The organism is Streptomyces spinoverrucosus, assembly GCF_006539505.1.
In the GTDB taxonomy this organism is placed as follows: Bacteria; Actinomycetota; Actinomycetes; order Streptomycetales; family Streptomycetaceae; genus Streptomyces; species Streptomyces spinoverrucosus.
In genome coordinates this window covers 50,447-69,516 of record NZ_BJND01000047.1, presented here as the reverse complement: position 1 = coordinate 69,516, position 19,070 = coordinate 50,447, and the positions used below count along the sequence as shown (strand labels likewise).

The window sequence follows — 19,070 nt, the reverse complement described above, 5'->3', positions numbered from 1 at the left end:
CCGCGGGGCAGGATGAGCCAGGGCACGGACGGTTCGAGGTCGGAACTCCCGGGGGTGGGGACGCATGATCGGGCGGCGGCGTACGGCGCGGGAGCGTGCGGTGGCTGTGCTGTTGCCAGGGGCTTTGGTACTGGCGGGGCCCGTGGTGCTGTCGGGGGTTGCCGTGGCCGCGCCCGTGTCGGCTTCGGCGGCGTCCTCCTCTTCCTTCGCCTTAGCCGAGGACGCCCAGCCCATCCCCGCCGCCGCGGGTACCACCGACGCCGTACGCCTGGAGCCCGGACGGACGTACCGAAGCACCCTCCCGGCCGGTGGAAAGGCGTACTATCGCCTCCTCCTCGACGCCACCTCGAACGGGTACGTCTCCGCCACCGCCGTACCCGACCCGGACACCACCGTCACCGCGGTCGAGGGCATCAAGGTGTCCGTGCAAGACGCCGACGGCAGGTCCTGCTCGTTCGACACCACGACCTTCGGCGCCGCCCGCAGCCCGCATCCGATCGCGGCAGCGGCCGCGCGCGAGGCGGGCGGGAACCGCTGCCAGGGCGCGGGCACGTATTACGTCGTCGTCGAACGCGCCGGTACGACGGACCCCGCGCCGGCCGCCTGGGAACTGGAGCTGGCCACGGTCGAGGAGCCAGGACTGACACGGGCCGAAGCCACGAAGGCACCGGAGGCCTGGGACTCCGCCACGCCCGCACCGCCCACGGACGAGCCCGAACAGCGCCCGGGCGGCGCCGGTTTCGCGAGCGCGACCTCCGTGGGGCAGGGCGTCTGGACGGACGACATCGCACCCGGGCAGACGCTCTTCTACAAGGTCCCGGTCGACTGGGGCCGGCAACTGTCCGCCACCGCCGAACTCGGCACGGCCACGACCGGCTCCGGCTACGCCAGCAGCGCCTTGGACGTCTCCCTCTACAACCCCGTGCGTGCTTTCGTCACGGACAAGGGCGTCGGCTATGACGGCAAACAGCGGACGGCCGCGCTCGCCCCGCTCCCGCCGGTCGACCACGCCAACCGTCACTCCTTCACCGACCGGGTGAGCGGGATGCGCTTCGCCGGGTCCTATTACCTCGTCGTACACCTCTCCGCGGAGGTGGCCGAGGAGTTCGGCGACGGGCCGTTCGGGCTGACGTTGCGGGTGGGGGTGAAGGGGGCGGCGCAGGAGGGGCCCGCCTACGCCGGGGAGTCCGTGCCGGAGGGCGTCTTCCACGTGCGGGGAGGGGGCCTGGGTGGAGGCTTGGGGGCGGTTGCCGGTGGTGCGGGGGAGGCCGGGGGCGACGGGGCGATGACCGCGGTGGCTGTGGGCGGGATCGGCGCGGGCAGTGTGATTCTCGTGGGGCTCGGTGTGTGGACGGCCGTGGCGCGGCGGAGGGCCGGGCTCGTCGGGTAGGGGTTCCCGCGCACGGCTTCGACCCCGCGGCGGCTCAGATGCGGGTCAGTGCCCAGAACCCGACTGCGTAGCAGACCAGCGCCAGCAGGAGCAGCGGCATGACTGCCTTGGTGGGTGGGCCTGGTCGGTGGGTGGAGCGTCGGCCGGTACGGCGATGCTGCCCGGCGGGTGGCCGTGAAATGGGGGGCGGCGAGGGTGGAACTTGCGGGTCCTGAGCGGTGTACGAAGCAGTGGAGGCATCCGCGCGCTGGGGCATCGCCGGGGCCGCCTGTGCCGACGGCGGGGTGGGGTAGAGCGGTGCTTGCGGCCGGGGGGTGGCAAGGAACGGTTGGTGTGGTTGCGGGGGGTGGTGGGGGCTGAGGTGGTGCTGTGAGATAGGTGGCTTATGCGGCTGTGGAGTGTCTGAAAGCCGCCGGGGCTCTGTGGGGGAGCGCCGTGTGGTGACCGTGGGCTGTGGTGGCGGTAGGTGGAAACTGCCGGTGTCGGACATGTTGGCCGCCTGCGGGGGCCGGGCGGGCTGATGTCGTGGATCGGGGGTTACGTCCGTGGCGTCGGGCCCTGCGGCTACGGAACCCGTGCTCGCTGCTGACGGGTCCTCGGGCGGTATCCCGCCGCTTCCCAGTCGCGCGGCGTCGGGCAACATCCCACCGCCCCCTGCCGGCGAGGCCTCGGGCAACAGCTCATTACCCCCGACCCGGGGCGCCTTGGACAGCGCGCCGTCTCCCTCCACCCGCGAGGCCTCGGGCGGCACCCCACCACCCCCGACCCGGGACGCCTCGGACACCGCGCCGTCTCTCCCGACCCGTGACGCCAGGGACGGCCCGCTGCTCCCGCCCCCCGACGCCTCGTCCGACCCCGCCTCCCGAGTCCCGGCACCCCGCGTGAGCGGCCCGTCCGGACCGAACCCCGATGGCAGCGGCCCGAGTTGATCGAAGATCTCGATCTGCTCGTCATCCGGCCCGGGCTCCGGCAGCAGCTCCGCCGCAGCGGCAAGCGCCTTGCGCGCCCCCGTGGCCGTGCGGAACCGGGCCACCGGATCCGGCTGCAACAGCGTGGCCACGACCTGCCACAGCGGTTCGGGGATGCCCTTGGGCGCACCCGGAGTGCCGTGCTCGGCGAAGTACTGAATGAGCGCCTTGGCGTCCGGCTTGGCACCCTCCAGCAGATACAGCGCGACCAGCCCCACGGCGAACAGGTCCGCCGGGAAGTCCGGTTCCGCACCCATCATCTGCTCGGGCGCCAGATACCCGGGCGTTCCCACCACGAGGTTGGTCTCGGTCAGGCGCGGCTCGCCCAGCCGCATGGCGATCCCGAAGTCGGACAGCCGCAGCCGCGGCCGCCCGGTACCGGTGGCCTCCAGCAGCACGTTGGCGGGCTTGACGTCACGGTGCACGACGTCCTCCGCGTGCACCGCGGCGAGGCCCGACAGGAGCTGGTCGAGGAGAGTGCAGACGAAAGACGGCGGCAGGGGACCGTAGTCCCCGACGAGGTGGGCCAGCGAACCGCCGGCCACCAGGTCCATGGTGAACAGGACCTTGTCATCGTCGGCCGCCCAGCTGGCCGGTGCGAGCACATGCGGGTGATCGATCCGCAGCGCCTGTTCGCGGACGAAGCGCAGCAGGGAGTGCGCGTCGCGCTGTTGCAGCACCTTGGCGGCCACATAGCGGCGCCGGCGGTGGTCCCAGGCGCGCCAGACGGCGCCCACTCCTCCGCGTCCGATCGGGTCGACCAGCTCGTACCGCCCGGCGAAGACCTCACCCATCGCTGTACGCCGCTCCTCCCCCCTCGGTCCCTTCAGTCCCCCTCAGTTCCAGGGCATCCCCCGTTGCTTGCCCCGGTTCAGCTCTGGTGCGACTGGTAATGCGCGACGGCGTCGGACGTGCGCCCGGCGCCGTACACCCGGAGGAACTCTGCCAGCTCCGGGTGGGTCGGGGCGAGGGTGTCCGCGGCGTCGATGATGTCTCCCGCGGCGGCCACCGAACGCAGCAGGGACTGGATCTCACGGACCACCCGCTTGACCGTCGGCGCTCCCGAACTGTTCGTCGTCTGCGTGGTGTTGCTGAGCACCGATCCCCCCTGCGACTTCTTGATCTCCTCCATCCGGTCGGTGGCCTCGGCCGCGCTCACACTGCCGTCCGCCACCTGCGCGGCCAGCTCCTGCAGCAGCTGAACCCGCTGGACCACGGCCGGATTGCCGATCTTCGCCCGCTGGCCGCTCATCAGCTGCGACAGCATCGGTGCGGACAGTCCCAGAACCCCCGCGAGACGAGCCTGGTTGAGACCAAGATCGTCTATGAGCTTACGGAAGAGCGCCCCCAACGGCTCCCCGTACCAGTTCCGCTGCAGTTCCCGCGCTCTTGCGGTGGCTTCCTGCTGTGCGGCGTCCATTGCGTCTCCCCATCGCTTCCCCAAACGGCGGTTCGCTGTAGCGAACCACGCCGAGCATCTTACGGAGAGTGGTCGTTCACGGGGACCCCCCAATCTTTTTGCGAGATACCGGGGGTGACCCGCTACTCTGGTCTGCGGCGCCTGCCGGTACGCGATTCTTCCGGCGGACGTCCCTCTTCCCGGGGCCTTAGCTCAGTTGGTAGAGCGCTGTCTTTGCATGGCAGATGTCAGGGGTTCGACTCCCCTAGGCTCCACACCCCGAGAGCCCCTCTCACCTGCGGAAACGCGGGTCAGAGGGGCTCTTCGCGTGCAACAGGTGGTGGCCTGGCACCCCCTGGCCGGACACTCGTAACAGGACCAGATTCACACGTCCCGGTATGCGTGGAGGCAGCCGTGGAGTCGGATTCGGATCGCCCCATGCTGCTGCGTGACCTGTGGCAGCGGCTGCCCAGCAAAACGCGCTCGGAATTCCTGCGCCGCGTCGCCGAGGGCGACTGGTGGACCTTGCGGGTAGGAGAGACCGGGGCGGGCCGCTGGGAGGCCATGCGCCCGCTGGTCTTCGCCGAAGCGGGCTACTACCGGTTCGCCGAGCTTGCGGCAGGCGTGCTGCGATGCGCTCTGCTCTCCTGCCGTCGCCGGGCGGACACGGCGGGCGAGCTGTACCGCGCCCTGAACGACGACCGTGACTTCCGCCTTCTGGAGCCGTCGCAGCGCCTGTCTGCCTCCACGCTGCTACGGATGGCTCGGCCCGACGCGCTCCTGGTCGGCGGGACACCCTGGTTCATCGAACTGAACATCGGGCCCAACATCTATGGAGTTCCTGACCTGGAACAGCGGGGAGCGGCCTTCGCCCGCTGCTGGCCCGACGGCCGCCTCACAGAGCCCCCCTCGACACTTCACGCTCGGGCGGCTGCCCTGGCCGACGCCGCACCGGCGTCCCGCGGTGCGCGCCGCAGGGCCCTCATCCCGGCATGGCAGGCGACCTCGGGCATAGCAGCGAGACTGGGCAGCATCTGCGCACTCCACCGCTACCTGCAGCCGGCCGCCGAAGCCGCCAAGGCAGCGGGACTGGATGCCCGCGTCGCGGACCTGTCCCAGGTGCGCGGCGACGCGGGCGGCCTGTGGGTGGGCGGTGACCACATCGACGTGGTCTTCAACCAGTTCAGCAGCCTCGTCGTGGCGGACAGCAGATCTCTGGACGCCCTGCGTGATGCAGCCTTGAGCGGCACCGTCCAGCTGTTCATACCGGAGGCATCCTGCCTGGTGAGCGCCAAGCAGGTGCTGGCCTGGATGCATGAGGATCTTGAACTGTTCGACCCAGCGGAACGCCGCCTGATCCTCGGCCACGTGCCCTGGACCGCCTGGCTGGGCCCGCAGCAATCCCCAAGGCGGCGACAGCACCTCTTGAACCAGGCCGTGCGGCACCAGGCCCATCTGGTCGCCAAACCCTCCTGCGGTCACGGAGGTGCCGGCTTCGTCGCCGGTCACCAGGTTGACGACGAGCAATGGCTCGAGCTGCTGACGAACCAATCGAGCGAGCACACAGTTGTCCTGCAACGCCGTCTCGTGCCCGACAGCACCTGGATGCCCTTCCGACGCTCCGACGGCGTCTGCAAAGAGGCCCGCGTGCCCTTCGTCGTCTCACCGTTCCTCCTGAACAGACGCGCCGCCGGTGCACATGTCCGCCACCCCGGTCCCGAAACCGACCAGCACATCGCACCCGTGAACGCCGCCGCAGGAGCCGTTTCGAACACCATCCTGCTCCTCCCACACGGGGAGCCACTCTCGAAACGTTAGGGGCAGCGCCCGTGCGGCCACCGCCAAGTCACCGGCCCCTCAGCCCAGTTGGTTTCACGTGAAACACCGCTGTGGGGCGGATGACCCCAAGTCACCCGCCCCACAGTCGCGTAGCCCGGCCTCAGTCGCGGTCGTCGCGGTCCGCGGCCTCCTCCTCGGCCTCCTTGGCCTGCACCTCGGGGTCGAGTACGGACTGACCGCTGCCGTCCACCGACGTGAGCCGACCGGACTCGGGAACCTCCGTCGCGGCGGGAGGCTCGACCAGCCAGTCGGGGTTGGCCTGCTTGTCCCACCACTTCCAGGCGGCGAAGGCACCGCCCGCGAGGACGCCCAGGACAGCCAGCACCTTCACGGCCCGGCCGGCCTTCGCCCGGCGCTCATGCTTACGGACGAGCTTCTGGATCTCCTCGGACGAGACCTGGCCACGCAACGCGGCCAGCACGGCGGCGCCCCGAGCCGCGGCCTCGTCCTTGACGGGCCCGGCCACGGCCACGGCGTGCTCGATCCTCGGCCGGGAGTAATCAGCGGCCTGCCGTGCGGCCTCGCGGGCGCGAGCAGCGGCCTCCTGGGCTCGGGCAGCGGCCTCGTGGGCGGCGTGGTCGACCTTCGGCGGCACATGGGTGCGGGCCTGGTAGCGAGCCTGCTCCAGGCGCGGCGCGAGATGCGACGCGTACTGGACGCGGGCCTGCCCGGTGGCCTGCGACACCTTGGGCGCGAGCCGTACGCGTGCCTCGTGTGCGTAGTGCGCGGCCCGGTCCTTGGCCGTGTCGGCGTAGGGCGCCACCACTTCCGCGGCGTGCAGCACGCTGTCCTTCGCCGAGCCGGTCGCGGCGCGCACGCTGTCGATGCGGGTCACGGGATCCTCCTCCTCGGTGGCGTACGGTATTTCGACTTTCCACCCTTTTACGGATCATGCCTGCCAGAGAGCGATGCGGCATGTGAGGGCGGGCATCCGGGTCACGATTGCGGTGGAACAGCGGATGAATACGGGGCAACAGGAGCCTGTCGTCGACAATGCCACGGATCGGCGCCCCGCGCCTGCGACCCAGGACGACTCATCCGGATTTCCGCAAGCGATACGCCCGGAAACGCGCCTGTCAGTGGGCGTCGGGCGACGCCGCGCGTGGACCGTGCGAGGATCGTGGAGTCACAGGAAGACAACGGAAGGCAGATCGTGGCTGAGCAGCTCTACGCCACCCTGAAGACCAACCACGGCGACATCCAGGTTCGGCTGTTCCCGAACCAGGCGCCGAACACGGTCAAGAACTTCGTCGAGCTCGCCAAGGGCGAGCGTGAGTGGACCAACCCCGCCACGGGTGAGAAGTCCACGGCCAAGCTGTACGACGGCACGGTCTTCCACCGGGTCATCAGCGGCTTCATGATCCAGGGCGGTGACCCGCTGGGCAACGGCACGGGCGGCCCCGGTTACCAGTTCGGCGACGAGTTCCACCCGGACCTGCGGTTCGACAAGCCGTACCTGCTGGCCATGGCGAACGCCGGCCCGGGCACCAACGGCTCGCAGTTCTTCATCACCGTCTCCCCGACGGCATGGCTGAACCGCAAGCACACCATCTTCGGCGAGGTCACCGACGCGGCCAGCCAGAAGGTCGTGGACTCCATCGCGACCACCCAGACCAACCCGCGCACCGACCGCCCGCTCAACGACGTCGTCATCGAGACGGTCGTCGTCGAGTCCCGCGAGGCCTGAGCCCCGCAAGCCCCAAGCGGGGTCCGAGACCTCCCCGTGGGAACCAAACGCCCCGCTCGTCCGTAAAGATGAGCGGGGCGTTGGAGTACCACGACGACTGAGGGGACCGCATGGACCAGGCGCAGGGCAGTCACCAGGACGCGCAGAGCGCGCCCGTCTGCTATCGCCACCCCGGCCGCGAGACCGGCGTGCGCTGCACCCGCTGCGAGCGCCCGATCTGCCCCGAATGCATGGTCAGCGCCTCCGTCGGCTTCCAGTGCCCCGAATGCGTCCGCGGCGCCGTCGGCACCGGCCACGCACCGACCGCCTCACGCCCCCGCACCATCGCGGGCGGCACGGTCACCGCCGACCCCCGGCTGCTCACCAAGATCCTGGTCGGGCTCAACCTCGCGGTGTTCCTCCTGGTCCAGATCCGCCCGTCGGTGCTGAGCGACCTGGTGTTGATCGGCGGGTGGCCGCCGGCGCCCTGGGGGCCGACGGAAGGGGTGGCGGAGGGCGAGTGGTACCGCCTCGTCACCTCGATGTTCACGCACGAGGCGATCTGGCACATCGGCTTCAACATGCTGAGCCTGTGGTGGCTCGGCGGCCCCCTGGAAGCGGCCCTCGGCCGAGCCCGCTACCTGGCGCTCTATCTCATCTCCGGTCTGGCGGGCAGCGCACTGGCCTATCTGCTGACGCCGCCGACCACCGCCACCCTCGGCGCCTCCGGCGCGATCTTCGGACTGTTCGGCGCGACAGCCGTCCTCATGCGCCGGCTCAACTACGACATGCGGCCGGTCATCGCCCTGCTGGTGATCAACCTGATCTTCACCTTCAACCCGGGGTTCAACATCTCCTGGCAAGCCCACATCGGCGGCCTCGTCGGCGGCCTGGTGATCGGCTACGCCATGGTGCACGCCCCGCGCGAGCGACGCGCCCTGGTGCAGTACGGCGTCTGTGCGCTGATGCTGGCCGTGGTAGTCGGTGTGACGCTGCTGCGAACGGCCCAGCTCAGCTGAGCCGAGGGGTTATCCACTGAGCTCGTGAGTTGTCCACAGCGTGTGGCGGATCTTGTGCACGCTGTGCGGGAACGCATGTGCCCCCTGTCATCGACCCACGTTTCCGCTGGTCAGACAGGGGGCGAACAAGGTATCGAGGGTTCTTGTGACGGTCGTATCGGCGTCAACGCTCGATGGGTTATCCACAGATCGTAGTCTTTTCCCCAGGTCAGGTGTGGAAATTGGACCAGGCTGTGGATAACTCAGCGGACAGCCATGGGCAGAACTCGGTTCACCGCCCGGTGGCTTGCCGTTCGGCCGGCTACTTCCACTGCGTGGAGACGCCGAACCCGGCCGCGATGAAGCCGAAGCCGACCACGATGTTCCAGTTGCCCAGGGATTCGATGGGCAGCGAACTGTTGGTCACGTAAAACACGACGATCCAGGCCAGACCGATCAGGAAGAGGGCGAGCATGACCGGTGCGACCCAGGCGCGGTTGGTCAGCTTGATGCTGGTCGCCTGCTTCGACGGCGGCGGCGTGTAGTCGGCCTTCTTGCGGATACGTGACTTCGGCACGAGGGTCTCTCCTGTCGATGCGCTGCGTGGCCGCGCAGGGAACTGGGTCGGGCTCGGGGCAGCGTACAAGGGGACACTGAGCGCTCCCCCGGGCGTCCGTTAGCGTAGTGCTTCCGTGGCGCCGAAGGAGATAAGGGTACGTTGAGCAATTCTGCCGACTCCCCCGGGGCGGGATCCAGTGCCGGCCGCCGGTGGGCCTTCCGGCCCGTGCGGCTGCTCACGGTGGCCGTCTTCGCTCTCGCGGGTCTCATTTTCGTCACCAGTTTCCATACGGCCAAAGGCACCAATATCCGTACGGACGACTCCTTGCTGAAGCTCTCGGACCTGATCCACGAGCGCAGCCGCAGCAACGGCGAGCTGGACGAGGCCAACGCGGCCCTGCGTGAGGACGTCGAGTCGCTGGCCGAGCGGGACGACGGCAGCACCAAGGCGGAGGACGACAAGCTCGCCGCACTGGAGAAGAAGGCCGGCACCCAGAAGGTCACCGGCGAGGCGATCACGGTGACTCTCGACGACGCCCCGCCGAACGCCACCGCCAAGCTCCCCGGGTACCCCGAGCCCCAGCCCGACTACCTGGTCATCCACCAGCAGGACCTCCAGGCCGTGGTGAACGCCCTCTGGCAGGGTGGGGCCCAGGGAATCAAGGTCATGGACCAGCGGTTGATCTCCACCAGCGCCGTGCGCTGCGTCGGCAACACGCTGATCCTTCAGGGCCGTGTCTACTCACCGCCGTACAAGATCACGGCGGTTGGTGATCCCGAGAAGCTCCAGCAGGCGCTGACCGCGTCTCCGGCGATCCAGAACTACATGGTGTACGTCAATGTGTACGGGCTCGGTTGGAAAGTCGAGGAGGACGGGACGGTGACTCTGCCCGGTTACTCGGGCACAGTGGATCTGCGGTACGCCCAGCCCGTGGAGTGAGCGCCTTCTCAGGAGCCGCCGGTGCGCTTAGTCGTCAGGACCGTCAGCGAACTGTGCATCACCGTCGGCACCGTGATCGTGCTTTTCGTCGTCTACGTGCTGTTCTGGACGGGCGTGCAGGCCGACTCCGTCATGGGCGACCAGATCGACCGGCTCCAGGAGCAGTGGGCCCAGGGTGGCGTGCGCCCGACGGGTACCGCGGACCCGGGTGCCTCGGTCGCGCCCCCGAAGCCGCCGCCGTACGAGAACGGCAAGCCCTTCGCGATCATGTATATCCCGCGTCTTGGTTTCACGTGGAACAAGCCCGTCCTCGAGGGCACCGACACCGGCACTCTGAAGAAGGGCCTCGGCCACTATTCCGGTACCGCGCAGCTGGGGCAGCAGGGCAACTTCTCCGTCGCCGGGCACCGGCGTACGTACGGCGATCCCTTCAAGGATTTCCCGCGGTTGCGGCCCGGTGATGCGGTGGTGTTGACGGACGGGACGACCTGGTTCACGTACCGGATCGACAAGGGGCCGTACAAAACCGTGCCGACGGACGTCGAGGTGATCGACCCGCTGCCACGTAAGTCCGGGTACACGCGTGCGGGCCGTTATCTGACCCTGACCACCTGCGAACCGGAGTGGGGGCACAGCCACCGCCTCATCGTCTGGGCGCATCTGGATTCCACACAGCCGGTGGAGGCCGGGAAACCAGCCGCCCTGCGCCGTTAGTCTGGTGCAGTACGGCGTGAGTTTCTGGTGCCGTGGTGCGACGGAAGGGACGGCATGTACGGCTGGATCTGGCGGCATCTGCCGGGGAACGCGTGGGTCAAGGCGCTGATCTCACTGGTACTGATCCTGGCCGTGGTCTACGTCCTGTTCCAGTACGTCTTCCCATGGGCCGAACCGCTGCTGCCCTTCAACGATGTGACGGTGGACAACCAGTGAGCGCGCGCATTCTCGTCGTCGACAACTACGACAGTTTCGTCTTCAACCTGGTCCAGTACCTGTATCAGCTGGGCGCCGAGTGCGAGGTCCTGCGCAACGACGAGGTCTCGACCGCGCATGCCAACGACGGTTTCGACGGCGTGCTGCTGTCGCCCGGCCCCGGTGCGCCCGAGCAGGCCGGCGTCTGTATCGACATGGTCCGGCACTGCGCCGCCACCGGGGTGCCCGTCTTCGGGGTCTGCCTGGGCATGCAGTCGATGCAGGTGGCGTACGGCGGTGTCGTGGACCGTGCGCCGGAGCTGCTGCACGGCAAGACCTCGCTGGTCGAGCACGAGGGCAAGGGCGTCTTCGCGGGCCTGCCCTCGCCGTTCACGGCGACCCGCTACCATTCCCTGGCTGCCGAGCCGCCCACCGTGCCGGCCGAGCTGGAGGTCACAGCGCGCACGCACGACGGCATCATCATGGGCCTGCGGCACCGCGAACTCCCGGTCGAAGGCGTGCAGTTCCATCCCGAGTCGGTGCTGACCGAGCACGGTCATCGGATGCTGGCCAACTGGCTGGTGGAGTGCGGCGACGAGGGTGCGGTGGCGAGGTCGGCGGGGCTCGCCCCGGTGGTGGGCAGGGCCACGGCGTGACCGCGCTGCGCCCCGAGCGCGAGTCCGGCGCGGCCGGGTACGGCGACGCCGGCGACCAGGGCACCTCGTACGGGCAGCCGTACGAGGTGCCGGATGCGCTCGGGGAGTGGTACGGGCAGCAGGCGTACGACGCGGCGGTGGGCGAGGCGCCGCTGGGCGGGGGCCCGGTGGACGAGGAGACGATGGCCCTGCGGGTTCCGGCTCCGCCGGGTGAGTCACTGGCAGCGGGGGCCGCGGCAGGCACAGGAACCGCAGGGACCACAAGGGCCACAGAGGCCACAACAGGCAATGGAGCCACCGGGACCACCCCGGGTGGCCGTGCGGCCCGCAGAAAGGCCGCCAAGCGCCGCCACCGGCGCCATGCGGGCCACGTGGGCCACGGAGACCATGGTGCACACGCCGGTCCGCCCGCCGAGCCGTCGAAGGACGACGACCAGCGCCGTCCGCTCTCCCGTGTCGAGGCCCGTCGGCTCGCACGGGCCCGCAAGCCCAGCCCCGCGGTCGTCGCCAGTCGGCTGATCGGCGAGGTGTTCATCACCACCGGCGTGCTGATGCTCCTCTTCGTCACCTACCAGCTGTGGTGGACGAACGTGCGGGCGCACGCGCAGGCCGGCAATGAGGCCAGCCAGCTCCAGAACGACTGGGCGAGTGGCAAGCGCAACCCCGGCGCCTTCCAGCCCGGGCAGGGCTTCGCGTTGCTGCACATCCCGAAGCTGGACGTGGTCGTGCCGATCGCCGAGGGCATCAGCAACGACAAGGTGCTCGACCGGGGCATGGTCGGTCACTACGCCGAGGGCGCGCTGAAGACGGCGATGCCCGACGCCAAGACCGGCAACTTCGGGCTCGCCGGTCACCGCAACACGCACGGCGAGCCGTTCCGGTACATCAACAGGCTTCAGCCCGGCGATCCGATCGTCGTCGAGACGCAGGACATGTACTACGTCTACGACATGGCGTCGATTCTGCCGGTGACCTCGCCGAGCAACGTGGGCGTCCTCAACCCGATCCCCAAGGGGTCGGGGTTCACCGAGCCCGGCCGGTACATCACCCTGACGACGTGCACGCCGGAGTTCACCAGCAAGTACCGGATGATCGTCTGGGGCAAGATGGTCGAGGAACGGCCGCGCAGCAAGGGCAAGCCGGATGCGCTCGTCAGTTAAGGGCAGATGACACGTGGCAGCGACCACCGATCGTGAAGAGCACACCGACGCCGCCCCCGAGGCGCCCGAGCCACGGCGCCGCGGACCCGGCCCGATCGCCATGGCGGTCAGTGTCTTCGGTGAACTCCTCATCACCGCGGGCCTCGTCCTCGGCCTGTTCGTCGTCTACTCGCTGTGGTGGACGAACGTCCTCGCCGACCGCAAGGCGGACCAGGAGGGCGACAAGGTCCGTGACAACTGGGCCACTTCGGAGTCCTCCGGTCCCGGCGCGCTGGACACCAAGGACGGCATCGGCTTCCTGCATGTGCCCGCGATGAACAAGGACGAGATCCTGATCAAGAAGGGCACGTCGACGGAGCTCCTCAACGACGGCGTCGCCGGCTACTACACCGACCCCGTCAAGGCGACGCTCCCCACCAGCGGCAAGGACGGCAACTTCTCGCTCGCGGCCCACCGCGACGGCCACGGCGCGAAGTTCCACGACATCCACAAGCTGAAGAAGGGCGACCCGATCGTCTTCGAGACGAAGGACAAGTGGTACGTCTACAAGGTCTACGCCGTCCTTCCCGAGACCTCGAAGTACAACGTCAAGGTCCTCGACGCGATCCCCAAGGAGTCCGGCAAGAAGAAGGCCGGCAAGTACATCACGCTGACGACGTGCACGCCGGTGTTCACCAGCCGGTATCGGTATGTGGTGTGGGGGGAGTTGGAGCGGGTGGAGAAGGTGGATGGGGAGCGGACGGTGCCGGAGGAGTTGCGGTGAGCTAACTGGCCCTCTTTAGGAGGGGCAGTCACCTAACATGGCGGAGGCCCGAAGCCGCAACCTTCTCTTGCGACTTCGGGCCTCTTTGCGTCAGGCCATGCCTACTCCAGGACCTTCAGCGGTGGCGGTGGTCGTCCCGTACTCCTTCGAGCCGCTTCAGCCGGGCGTGGTGCTGGTGGAGCCGTTGCTCGATGCGCTGGACGCCTGCGCGGAGCGCGATCAGCTCCCTGCGGTGCTCGCCCGACGTTTCGATCAGGGCGTTGAACATCGGCACGACCGTCTTGCCGAGGACGTGGGCGATGCGCTGGTCGATGCGGTCGTCGAGAGATACGACGTCTGTGGGGTCAGTGGGGGCTGGGTTTTCCACAGGCTGTGTACGCGCGAGGGACCGGGAGCGTGACTGAATCCCACTGACCTCCTTGAAGGAGGTCAGTTCTGTACCTGTCAATGCGCGGTACTTGCTGGCCGTCAGTTCGTCTCGCCGTCGTCACATGCATCCCGTCCGGCAGTAGCGACAGCGCCTTCACCCTGTCGAGTACGTCGGTGCGGTCCAGCACGCTGTCGCGCAGGGTCTTCGACTCCAGCAGCGCCGATTCGTTGATCACGTTCTGCCCTTCTGCTTGCTGTGGGGCCCGGTTGTGGTGCTGCGGCATGAGAGAGCCCCGGCACCCTGAGAGGGGAGCCGGGGCTCAGTCACTCGTGCGGTGTAGGGCGGTCAGTCGCCGTTGCCGCCGCTGAGGAAGCCGCCGTTGCCGTTGCCTCCGTTGTTGTTGCCGCCGAGGCCCACGGTGCGCAGTGTGATCTGCGTCGCGGCGGGGTCGTCGACCTCTGTCTGGTCCCCCGGCGGGTTTTGGGCGGTGACGAACGCCGAGTCGCTCTGGTCGCTGCCGCCTTCGAACTGGATGTTGGTGAAACCGGCCGCGTTCAGGGTCTGCTTGGCCTGGCCCACCGTCTGTCCGACGACGTTCGGGACCTTGGTCTTCTGCTGGAGCTTGCCGACCTTCATGTTCACCGTCGAGTTCTTGTCGACCTGCGAGCCCACCGGCGGCGTGGTCTCGATGACCTTGCCGTCCTGGCTGGGGTCGGTGACCGGCGTGTCGGTGCAGGTGCCCGCTGTGAGGTTGTTGTCCTGCAGCTGCTTCTGCGCGGCCTCACAGGTCTGGCCGACGACGTTCGGGACAGGCACCTTCTCCTCGGCCTTGGCGACGATCAGGGTGATCGTGGAGCCCTTCTCGACCTCCTTGCCGGTGGTCGGGTTCTGCTCCAGGACGGTGTCCGGCTCCTCCGAGGAGACCCTTGTCTCCGTTTCGACCTTGAGCTGGTAGTCGTCGCCCTCCAGCTTCGACTTGGCCTCGTCGAGGGGGAGACCGACCACGCTCGGCACGGCCACCTTGGGCGCGCCCGTCGACACCACGAGGTTGACGGTGGTGTTCTTTTCGACCTCCGTCTTGGGCTGCGGGTCCTGCGAGCAGACGTTGCCCTTCTTCTGGTCCTCGCAGGGCTTGTTCTCGATCTGGAGGACCAGGTCGGTGTTTTCCGCCTGCTTCTGTGCGTCCTCCTGCGTCAGGCCCACGAAGTTCGGTACGGGCACCTTGTCGTTGCTCACCCCCCCGCCGCTGAACGCGAACCGTCCGATCAGGATCGCGCCGACGAGGACCAGGACGGCGGCGACGACCAGCAGGATCGTGGAGGTGTTGGACTTCTTCTGGCGTCGCCGGTCCGGGCGGTCGTCGTAGCCGAAGCCGCCGTCGTCCGGGTTGGCCGGGGGAAGCAGGGTCGTGGCGCCGGCGTGGCCGTCGGCGCGCAGGGCCGTCGTGGGCTGGTCGTCGGGGTAGCCGCCGTAGCCGACGGAGCCCATCGCCGCCGTGGCCGCGACGGGCTGGCCGTCGAGGCAGGCCTCGATGTCGGCGCGCATTTCGTCGGCCGACTGGTAGCGGTAGTTCGGGTCCTTGACCAGGGCCTTCAGTACGATCGCGTCCATTTCGGGCGTGATCTCGGGGTCGAAGACCGAGGGGGGCTGGGCTTCTTCCCGTACGTGCTGGTACGCGACGGCGACCGGGGAGTCGCCGACGAATGGCGGGCGGACCGTCAGCAGTTCGTACAGCAGGCAGCCGGTTGAATACAGGTCGGATCGCGCGTCGACCTGCTCGCCCTTGGCCTGCTCGGGCGAGAGGTACTGGGCGGTGCCGATGACGGCCGCGGTCTGCGTCATCGTCATGCCGGAGTCGCCCATGGCGCGGGCGATGCCGAAGTCCATCACCTTGACCTGGCCGTTGCGCGTCAGCATGACGTTGGCCGGCTTGATGTCGCGGTGGACGATGCCGTTGCGGTGGGCGTACTCCAGGCCCTGGAGGATGCCGATGGTCATTTCCATCGCGCGTTCGGGCAGGAGCTTGCGGCCGGAGTGCAGCAGCTCGCGAAGCGTGGAGCCGTCGACGTACTCCATGACGATGTACGGGATCGAGACCCCGTCGATGTAGTCCTCGCCCGTGTCGTAGACCGCCACGATCGCGGGGTGGTTGAGCGAGGCGGCCGACTGGGCCTCCCGGCGGAAGCGGGCCTGGAACGACGGGTCGCGTGCGAGGTCCGCGCGCAGCGTCTTCACCGCCACGGTGCGGCCGAGGCGGGTGTCATGCGCGAGGTAGACCTCCGCCATGCCACCACGGCCGAGCACCTGACCCAGCTCGTACCGGCCGCCGAGGCGACGCGGCTCTTCCATAAGCTACCTACCAGCCCTCTCCGTCGGTCCCGGCCGGCATGTCGTGCGGCCGGAGACTGCCGTCCGGGCCTACCGTACCCGGCTCGCAATGTGTGACCTGGCCAAGCCCGTCAGCCGATACAGGACCGGTATCGCAACGTGCGTCGATGTGAAGACGACGTGACGGGGCTCTCACTTCTTGCTCTCGATGACCGCCTCCATCACGCTCTTCGCGATGGGCGCCGCGAGGCCGCCGCCGGAGATGTCGCCGCGGTCCGCTTCCTCGTCCTCGACGACCACGGCCACGGCGACCGGCGAGCTGCCGTCGTCGAGCTTGGCGTAGGAGATGAACCACGCGTACGGCTTCTCGCTGTTGTCGACGCCGTGCTGGGCGGTACCGGTCTTACCGCCCACGGTGACGCCGACGATCTTCGCGTTGGTTCCCGTGCCCTTGTCGACGACCGTTTCCATCATCGACTGCAGGATCTGGGCGTTGTCCGAGGACAGCGGCTTGCTGAGCTCCTCGGGTTCGGTCTGCTCGATGGTGTCGACGTTGGACGCCTGGAGCTTGTCGACCATGTACGGCTTCATGAGCGTGCCGTCGTTGGCGACCGCGGAGGCGACCATGGCCATCTGCAGCGGGGTCGCGGCGGTGTTGAACTGGCCGATCGAGGACAGCGCCACCTCGGAGGGGGCCATGTCGTCCGAGAACACGGACGCGTTGGCGCGGACCGGCGTGAACTGTTCCTCGGCGAAGCCGAACTGCTTCGCCGTCTCCAGCATCTTGTCGTTGCCGAGGTCGGAGCCGACCTTGCCGAAGACGGTGTTGCAGGACCACTGCAGGGCGACCCTGAGGGTGGCGTTCTTGCAGGGGATGGTCCCCTCGTTCTTCAGCTCGGTGGTGGTGCCGGGCATGGTCCACGGCAGTGGCGTCTTGGTGGGCGAGTCCGCGTCGGTGTACAGGCCGTGCTCCAGGGCCGCCGCGGCGGTGACGACCTTGAAGGTCGAGCCCGGCGGGTAGGTCTCGCGCAGCGCCCGGTTGAGCATCGGGTCGTTGGGGTTGGCCTTCTTCTGGAGCTTGTTCCAGGCCTTCTGGTCGTCGTCGGAGTATCCGGCGATCGTCGAGGGGTCGTACGACGGGTAGGAGGCCAGCGCGAGGATCGCGCCGGTCTCCGGGTCGAGGGCCACCACGGCGCCCTTGCCGCGCTTGGCCAGGCCCTCGTACGCCGCCTTCTGCGCGGCCGCGTTGAGGGTGGTGACGACGTTGCCGCCCGCCTTCTTCTTGCCGGTGAGCATGTCGAGGGTGTTGCGGAAGAACAGCCGGTCGTCGTTGCCGGTGAGGATGCCGTCCTCCAGGTTCTCCAGCTGGTTGGTGCCGAAGGCCTGGGAGGCGTATCCGGTGACGGGCGCCCACATGGGGCCGTCCTTGTAGGTGCGGACGTACTCGAAGTCGCCGCTGGCGGCCTGTTTGGAGCCGGTGATGGCCTTGCCGTCGACGATGATGTCGCCGCGCGGGGTGGCGTACCGCTCGATGGCGACGCGGCGGTTGTTGGTGTCGGTGGCCAGCTCGTCCGCCCGGACGTACTGGAGCCAGTTGTCGCGGATCAGCAGCGTCAGCACGAGCAGGCCGCAGAAGATCGCGATCCGGCGCAGGGGCTTGTTCATGACGGGCGGACCACCTGGGTCATCTCGGCGTCGGGGTTGGGGGCGGGGGACGGTGCCGGGCGGCGCGCGGTGTCGCTGATCCTCAGCAGGATGCCGATCAGGGCCCAGTTGGCGATCACGGAGGATCCGCCGTAGGCCAGGAACGGCATGGTCATACCGGTCAGCGGGATGAGCCCCATCACACCGCCGGCGACGACGAACACCTGGAGGGCGAAGGCGCCGGACAGGCCGATGGCGAGCAGCTTGCCGAAGGGGTCGCGGGCGGCGAGGGCGGTGCGCACGCCGCGTTCCACGATCAGGGCGTACAGCAGCAGTAGCGCCATCACGCCGGCCAGGCCCAGTTCCTCGCCGAAGGTGGCGAGGATGAAGTCGGAGTTGGCGGCGAACCGGATGAGCTCGGAGTGGCCCTGGCCCCATCCGGTGCCGAGGGTGCCGCCGGAGCCGAACGCCCACAGCGCCTGCATGGCCTGCTCGGAGTGGCCGCCGACGCCCTGGCGGGAGAGCGTGTACTCGCGCATGGGGTCGAGCCAGGCGTCGACGCGCTGCTGGATGTGCGGTTCGAAGGAGGCCACGCCGACGGCGCCGACCGCGGACATCAGCAGACCGAAGACGATCCAGCTGGTCCGCTCGGTGGCGACGTACAGCATGATGACGAACATTCCGAAGAACAGCAGTGACGTGCCGAGGTCGGTCTCGAAGACCAGGATCAGGATCGACATCGCCCAGACCACGAGGATCGGGCCGAGGTCGCGGCCGCGCGGCAGGTACAGGCCCATGAAGCGGCGGCTGGCGAGGGCGAGCGCGTCCCGCTTGACCATCAGGTAGCCGGCGAAGAAGACCGCGAGGACGATCTTCGCGAACTCGCCGGGCTGGATGGAGAATCCGGCGACCGAGATCCAGATCTTGGCGCCGTAGATGTTCTGGCCGAGGCCCGGCACCAGCGGCAGCAGCAGGAGGAACAGCGCGCCGACCATCGAGATGTAGGTGTAGCGCTGCAGGGCGCGGTGGTCCTTGAGGAAGATCAGTACCACGATGAACAGTGCGATGCCCATCGCCGTGTACAGCAGCTGGCGCGGGGCGGCGGTGCCGGCCTGGCCGATGTCCTGCAGCAGTTCGGACTGGTCCAGCCGCCAGATGGCGACCAGGCCGAGGCCGTTGAGGAGGGTGGCCAGCGGCAGCAGCAGTGGGTCGGCGTACGGCGCGAACTTGCGGACGACGAGATGGCCGACGCCGGCCAGCAGTCCGAGGCCGAGGCCGTAGCTCAGCAGGCCTGCGGGTACCTCGTCGTTGATGGCGAGGCCGACGTTGGCGTAGGCGAAGACCGGGATGACGACGGCGAACACCAGGAGCCCGAGCTCGGTGTTGCGCCGGCTCGGCGTGCCGATCGAGCCGATCGTGGACGTGTGCTGCGTCGACGGGTTGGTAGTACTGCTCATCGTGTGACGGGGCCTCTCACGCCGT

18 protein-coding genes and 1 tRNA gene are annotated in these 19,070 nt (G+C 68.7%); 11 read left to right on the top strand and 8 right to left on the bottom strand.

Annotation, left to right across the window (positions count from 1 at the left end; translation table 11 throughout):
* Nucleotides 1-64 precede the first annotated feature (64 nt).
* On the top strand, nt 65-1,390 hold the full coding sequence (locus SSP24_RS29045) for a hypothetical protein (RefSeq protein WP_141312720.1): 1,326 nt from the start codon (nt 65-67) through the stop codon (nt 1,388-1,390).
* Nucleotides 1,391-1,424: 34 nt separating this feature from the next.
* Here the strand turns inward: SSP24_RS29045 and SSP24_RS29040 are convergent, their stop codons facing one another.
* Together SSP24_RS29040 and SSP24_RS29035 are read right to left on the bottom strand one after the other, a co-directional pair.
* Nucleotides 1,425-3,152: a serine/threonine-protein kinase gene (locus tag SSP24_RS29040; RefSeq protein WP_141312718.1), complete on the bottom strand. Its 1,728-nt coding sequence runs from the start codon at nt 3,150-3,152 to the stop codon at nt 1,425-1,427.
* A 77-nt stretch (nt 3,153-3,229) separates the two neighbouring features.
* Nucleotides 3,230-3,778, bottom strand: coding sequence for a helix-turn-helix domain-containing protein (locus SSP24_RS29035; protein ID WP_141312716.1), 549 nt, complete (start codon nt 3,776-3,778; stop codon nt 3,230-3,232).
* 181 nt (nt 3,779-3,959) lie between these two features.
* Here SSP24_RS29035 and SSP24_RS29030 point away from each other — a divergent pair.
* Nucleotides 3,960-4,032: transfer RNA gene (locus tag SSP24_RS29030), tRNA-Ala, on the top strand.
* Nucleotides 4,033-4,195: 163 nt separating this feature from the next.
* Nucleotides 4,196-5,575, top strand: coding sequence for a hypothetical protein (locus SSP24_RS29025; RefSeq protein ID WP_141312714.1), 1,380 nt, complete (start codon nt 4,196-4,198; stop codon nt 5,573-5,575).
* Nucleotides 5,576-5,696: 121 nt separating this feature from the next.
* Here the strand turns inward: SSP24_RS29025 and SSP24_RS29020 are convergent, their stop codons facing one another.
* A complete protein-coding gene (locus SSP24_RS29020) occupies nt 5,697-6,431 on the bottom strand; it encodes a DUF5324 family protein (RefSeq protein WP_141312713.1) in 735 nt (244 codons plus the stop codon).
* A gap of 318 nt (nt 6,432-6,749) precedes the next feature.
* Here SSP24_RS29020 and SSP24_RS29015 point away from each other — a divergent pair, with 318 nt between their 5' ends.
* Nucleotides 6,750-7,283 (top strand): peptidylprolyl isomerase, encoded by a 534-nt coding sequence (locus SSP24_RS29015; RefSeq protein ID WP_141312711.1) that lies wholly within the window; start codon nt 6,750-6,752, stop codon nt 7,281-7,283.
* A 110-nt stretch (nt 7,284-7,393) separates the two neighbouring features.
* On the top strand, nt 7,394-8,281 hold the full coding sequence (locus SSP24_RS29010) for a rhomboid family intramembrane serine protease (protein ID WP_141312709.1): 888 nt from the start codon (nt 7,394-7,396) through the stop codon (nt 8,279-8,281).
* Between the two features lie 301 nt (nt 8,282-8,582).
* On the opposite strand, the gene crgA is transcribed toward SSP24_RS29010, so the two are convergent.
* Nucleotides 8,583-8,837, bottom strand: a complete 255-nt coding sequence (crgA, locus tag SSP24_RS29005) for a cell division protein CrgA (protein ID WP_141312707.1) — start codon at nt 8,835-8,837, stop codon at nt 8,583-8,585.
* 141 nt (nt 8,838-8,978) lie between these two features.
* On the opposite strand from crgA, the gene SSP24_RS29000 reads away from it, so the two are divergent.
* The 6 genes from SSP24_RS29000 to SSP24_RS28975 are packed head-to-tail and all read left to right on the top strand — an operon-like array spanning nt 8,979 to nt 13,246.
* The gene (locus tag SSP24_RS29000) at nt 8,979-9,758 is read left to right on the top strand and encodes a DUF881 domain-containing protein (protein WP_141312705.1); all 780 of its coding nucleotides are present in this window, start codon (nt 8,979-8,981) and stop codon (nt 9,756-9,758) included.
* 21 nt (nt 9,759-9,779) lie between these two features.
* Nucleotides 9,780-10,472, top strand: coding sequence for a class E sortase (locus SSP24_RS28995; RefSeq protein WP_141312703.1), 693 nt, complete (start codon nt 9,780-9,782; stop codon nt 10,470-10,472).
* Between the two features lie 54 nt (nt 10,473-10,526).
* Entirely contained in the window at nt 10,527-10,688 is a 162-nt protein-coding gene (locus SSP24_RS28990) for a hypothetical protein (protein WP_030609287.1), read from the top strand.
* Complete coding sequence (locus tag SSP24_RS28985) at nt 10,685-11,323, top strand: aminodeoxychorismate/anthranilate synthase component II (RefSeq protein WP_141312701.1); 639 nt, start codon at nt 10,685-10,687, stop codon at nt 11,321-11,323. The genes SSP24_RS28990 and SSP24_RS28985 overlap by 4 nt, the downstream gene beginning before the upstream one ends.
* Complete coding sequence (locus SSP24_RS28980) at nt 11,320-12,483, top strand: class E sortase (RefSeq protein WP_141312699.1); 1,164 nt, start codon at nt 11,320-11,322, stop codon at nt 12,481-12,483. The genes SSP24_RS28985 and SSP24_RS28980 overlap by 4 nt, the downstream gene beginning before the upstream one ends.
* Nucleotides 12,484-12,496: 13 nt before the next feature.
* A complete protein-coding gene (locus tag SSP24_RS28975; RefSeq protein ID WP_141312697.1) occupies nt 12,497-13,246 on the top strand; it encodes a class E sortase in 750 nt (249 codons plus the stop codon).
* A 115-nt stretch (nt 13,247-13,361) separates the two neighbouring features.
* On the opposite strand, the gene SSP24_RS44385 is transcribed toward SSP24_RS28975, so the two are convergent.
* The 4 genes from SSP24_RS44385 to SSP24_RS28950 form a co-directional block, all read right to left on the bottom strand.
* Nucleotides 13,362-13,613 (bottom strand): hypothetical protein, encoded by a 252-nt coding sequence (locus SSP24_RS44385; RefSeq protein WP_229865037.1) that lies wholly within the window; start codon nt 13,611-13,613, stop codon nt 13,362-13,364.
* A 348-nt stretch (nt 13,614-13,961) separates the two neighbouring features.
* The gene (gene pknB / locus SSP24_RS28965; protein WP_141312695.1) at nt 13,962-15,965 is read right to left on the bottom strand and encodes a Stk1 family PASTA domain-containing Ser/Thr kinase; all 2,004 of its coding nucleotides are present in this window, start codon (nt 15,963-15,965) and stop codon (nt 13,962-13,964) included.
* Nucleotides 15,966-16,136: 171 nt separating this feature from the next.
* Nucleotides 16,137-17,609 (bottom strand): peptidoglycan D,D-transpeptidase FtsI family protein, encoded by a 1,473-nt coding sequence (locus SSP24_RS28955; RefSeq protein ID WP_141312694.1) that lies wholly within the window; start codon nt 17,607-17,609, stop codon nt 16,137-16,139.
* Complete coding sequence (locus SSP24_RS28950) at nt 17,606-19,045, bottom strand: FtsW/RodA/SpoVE family cell cycle protein (protein WP_141312693.1); 1,440 nt, start codon at nt 19,043-19,045, stop codon at nt 17,606-17,608. The genes SSP24_RS28955 and SSP24_RS28950 overlap by 4 nt, the downstream gene beginning before the upstream one ends.
* Nucleotides 19,046-19,070 lie beyond the last annotated feature (25 nt).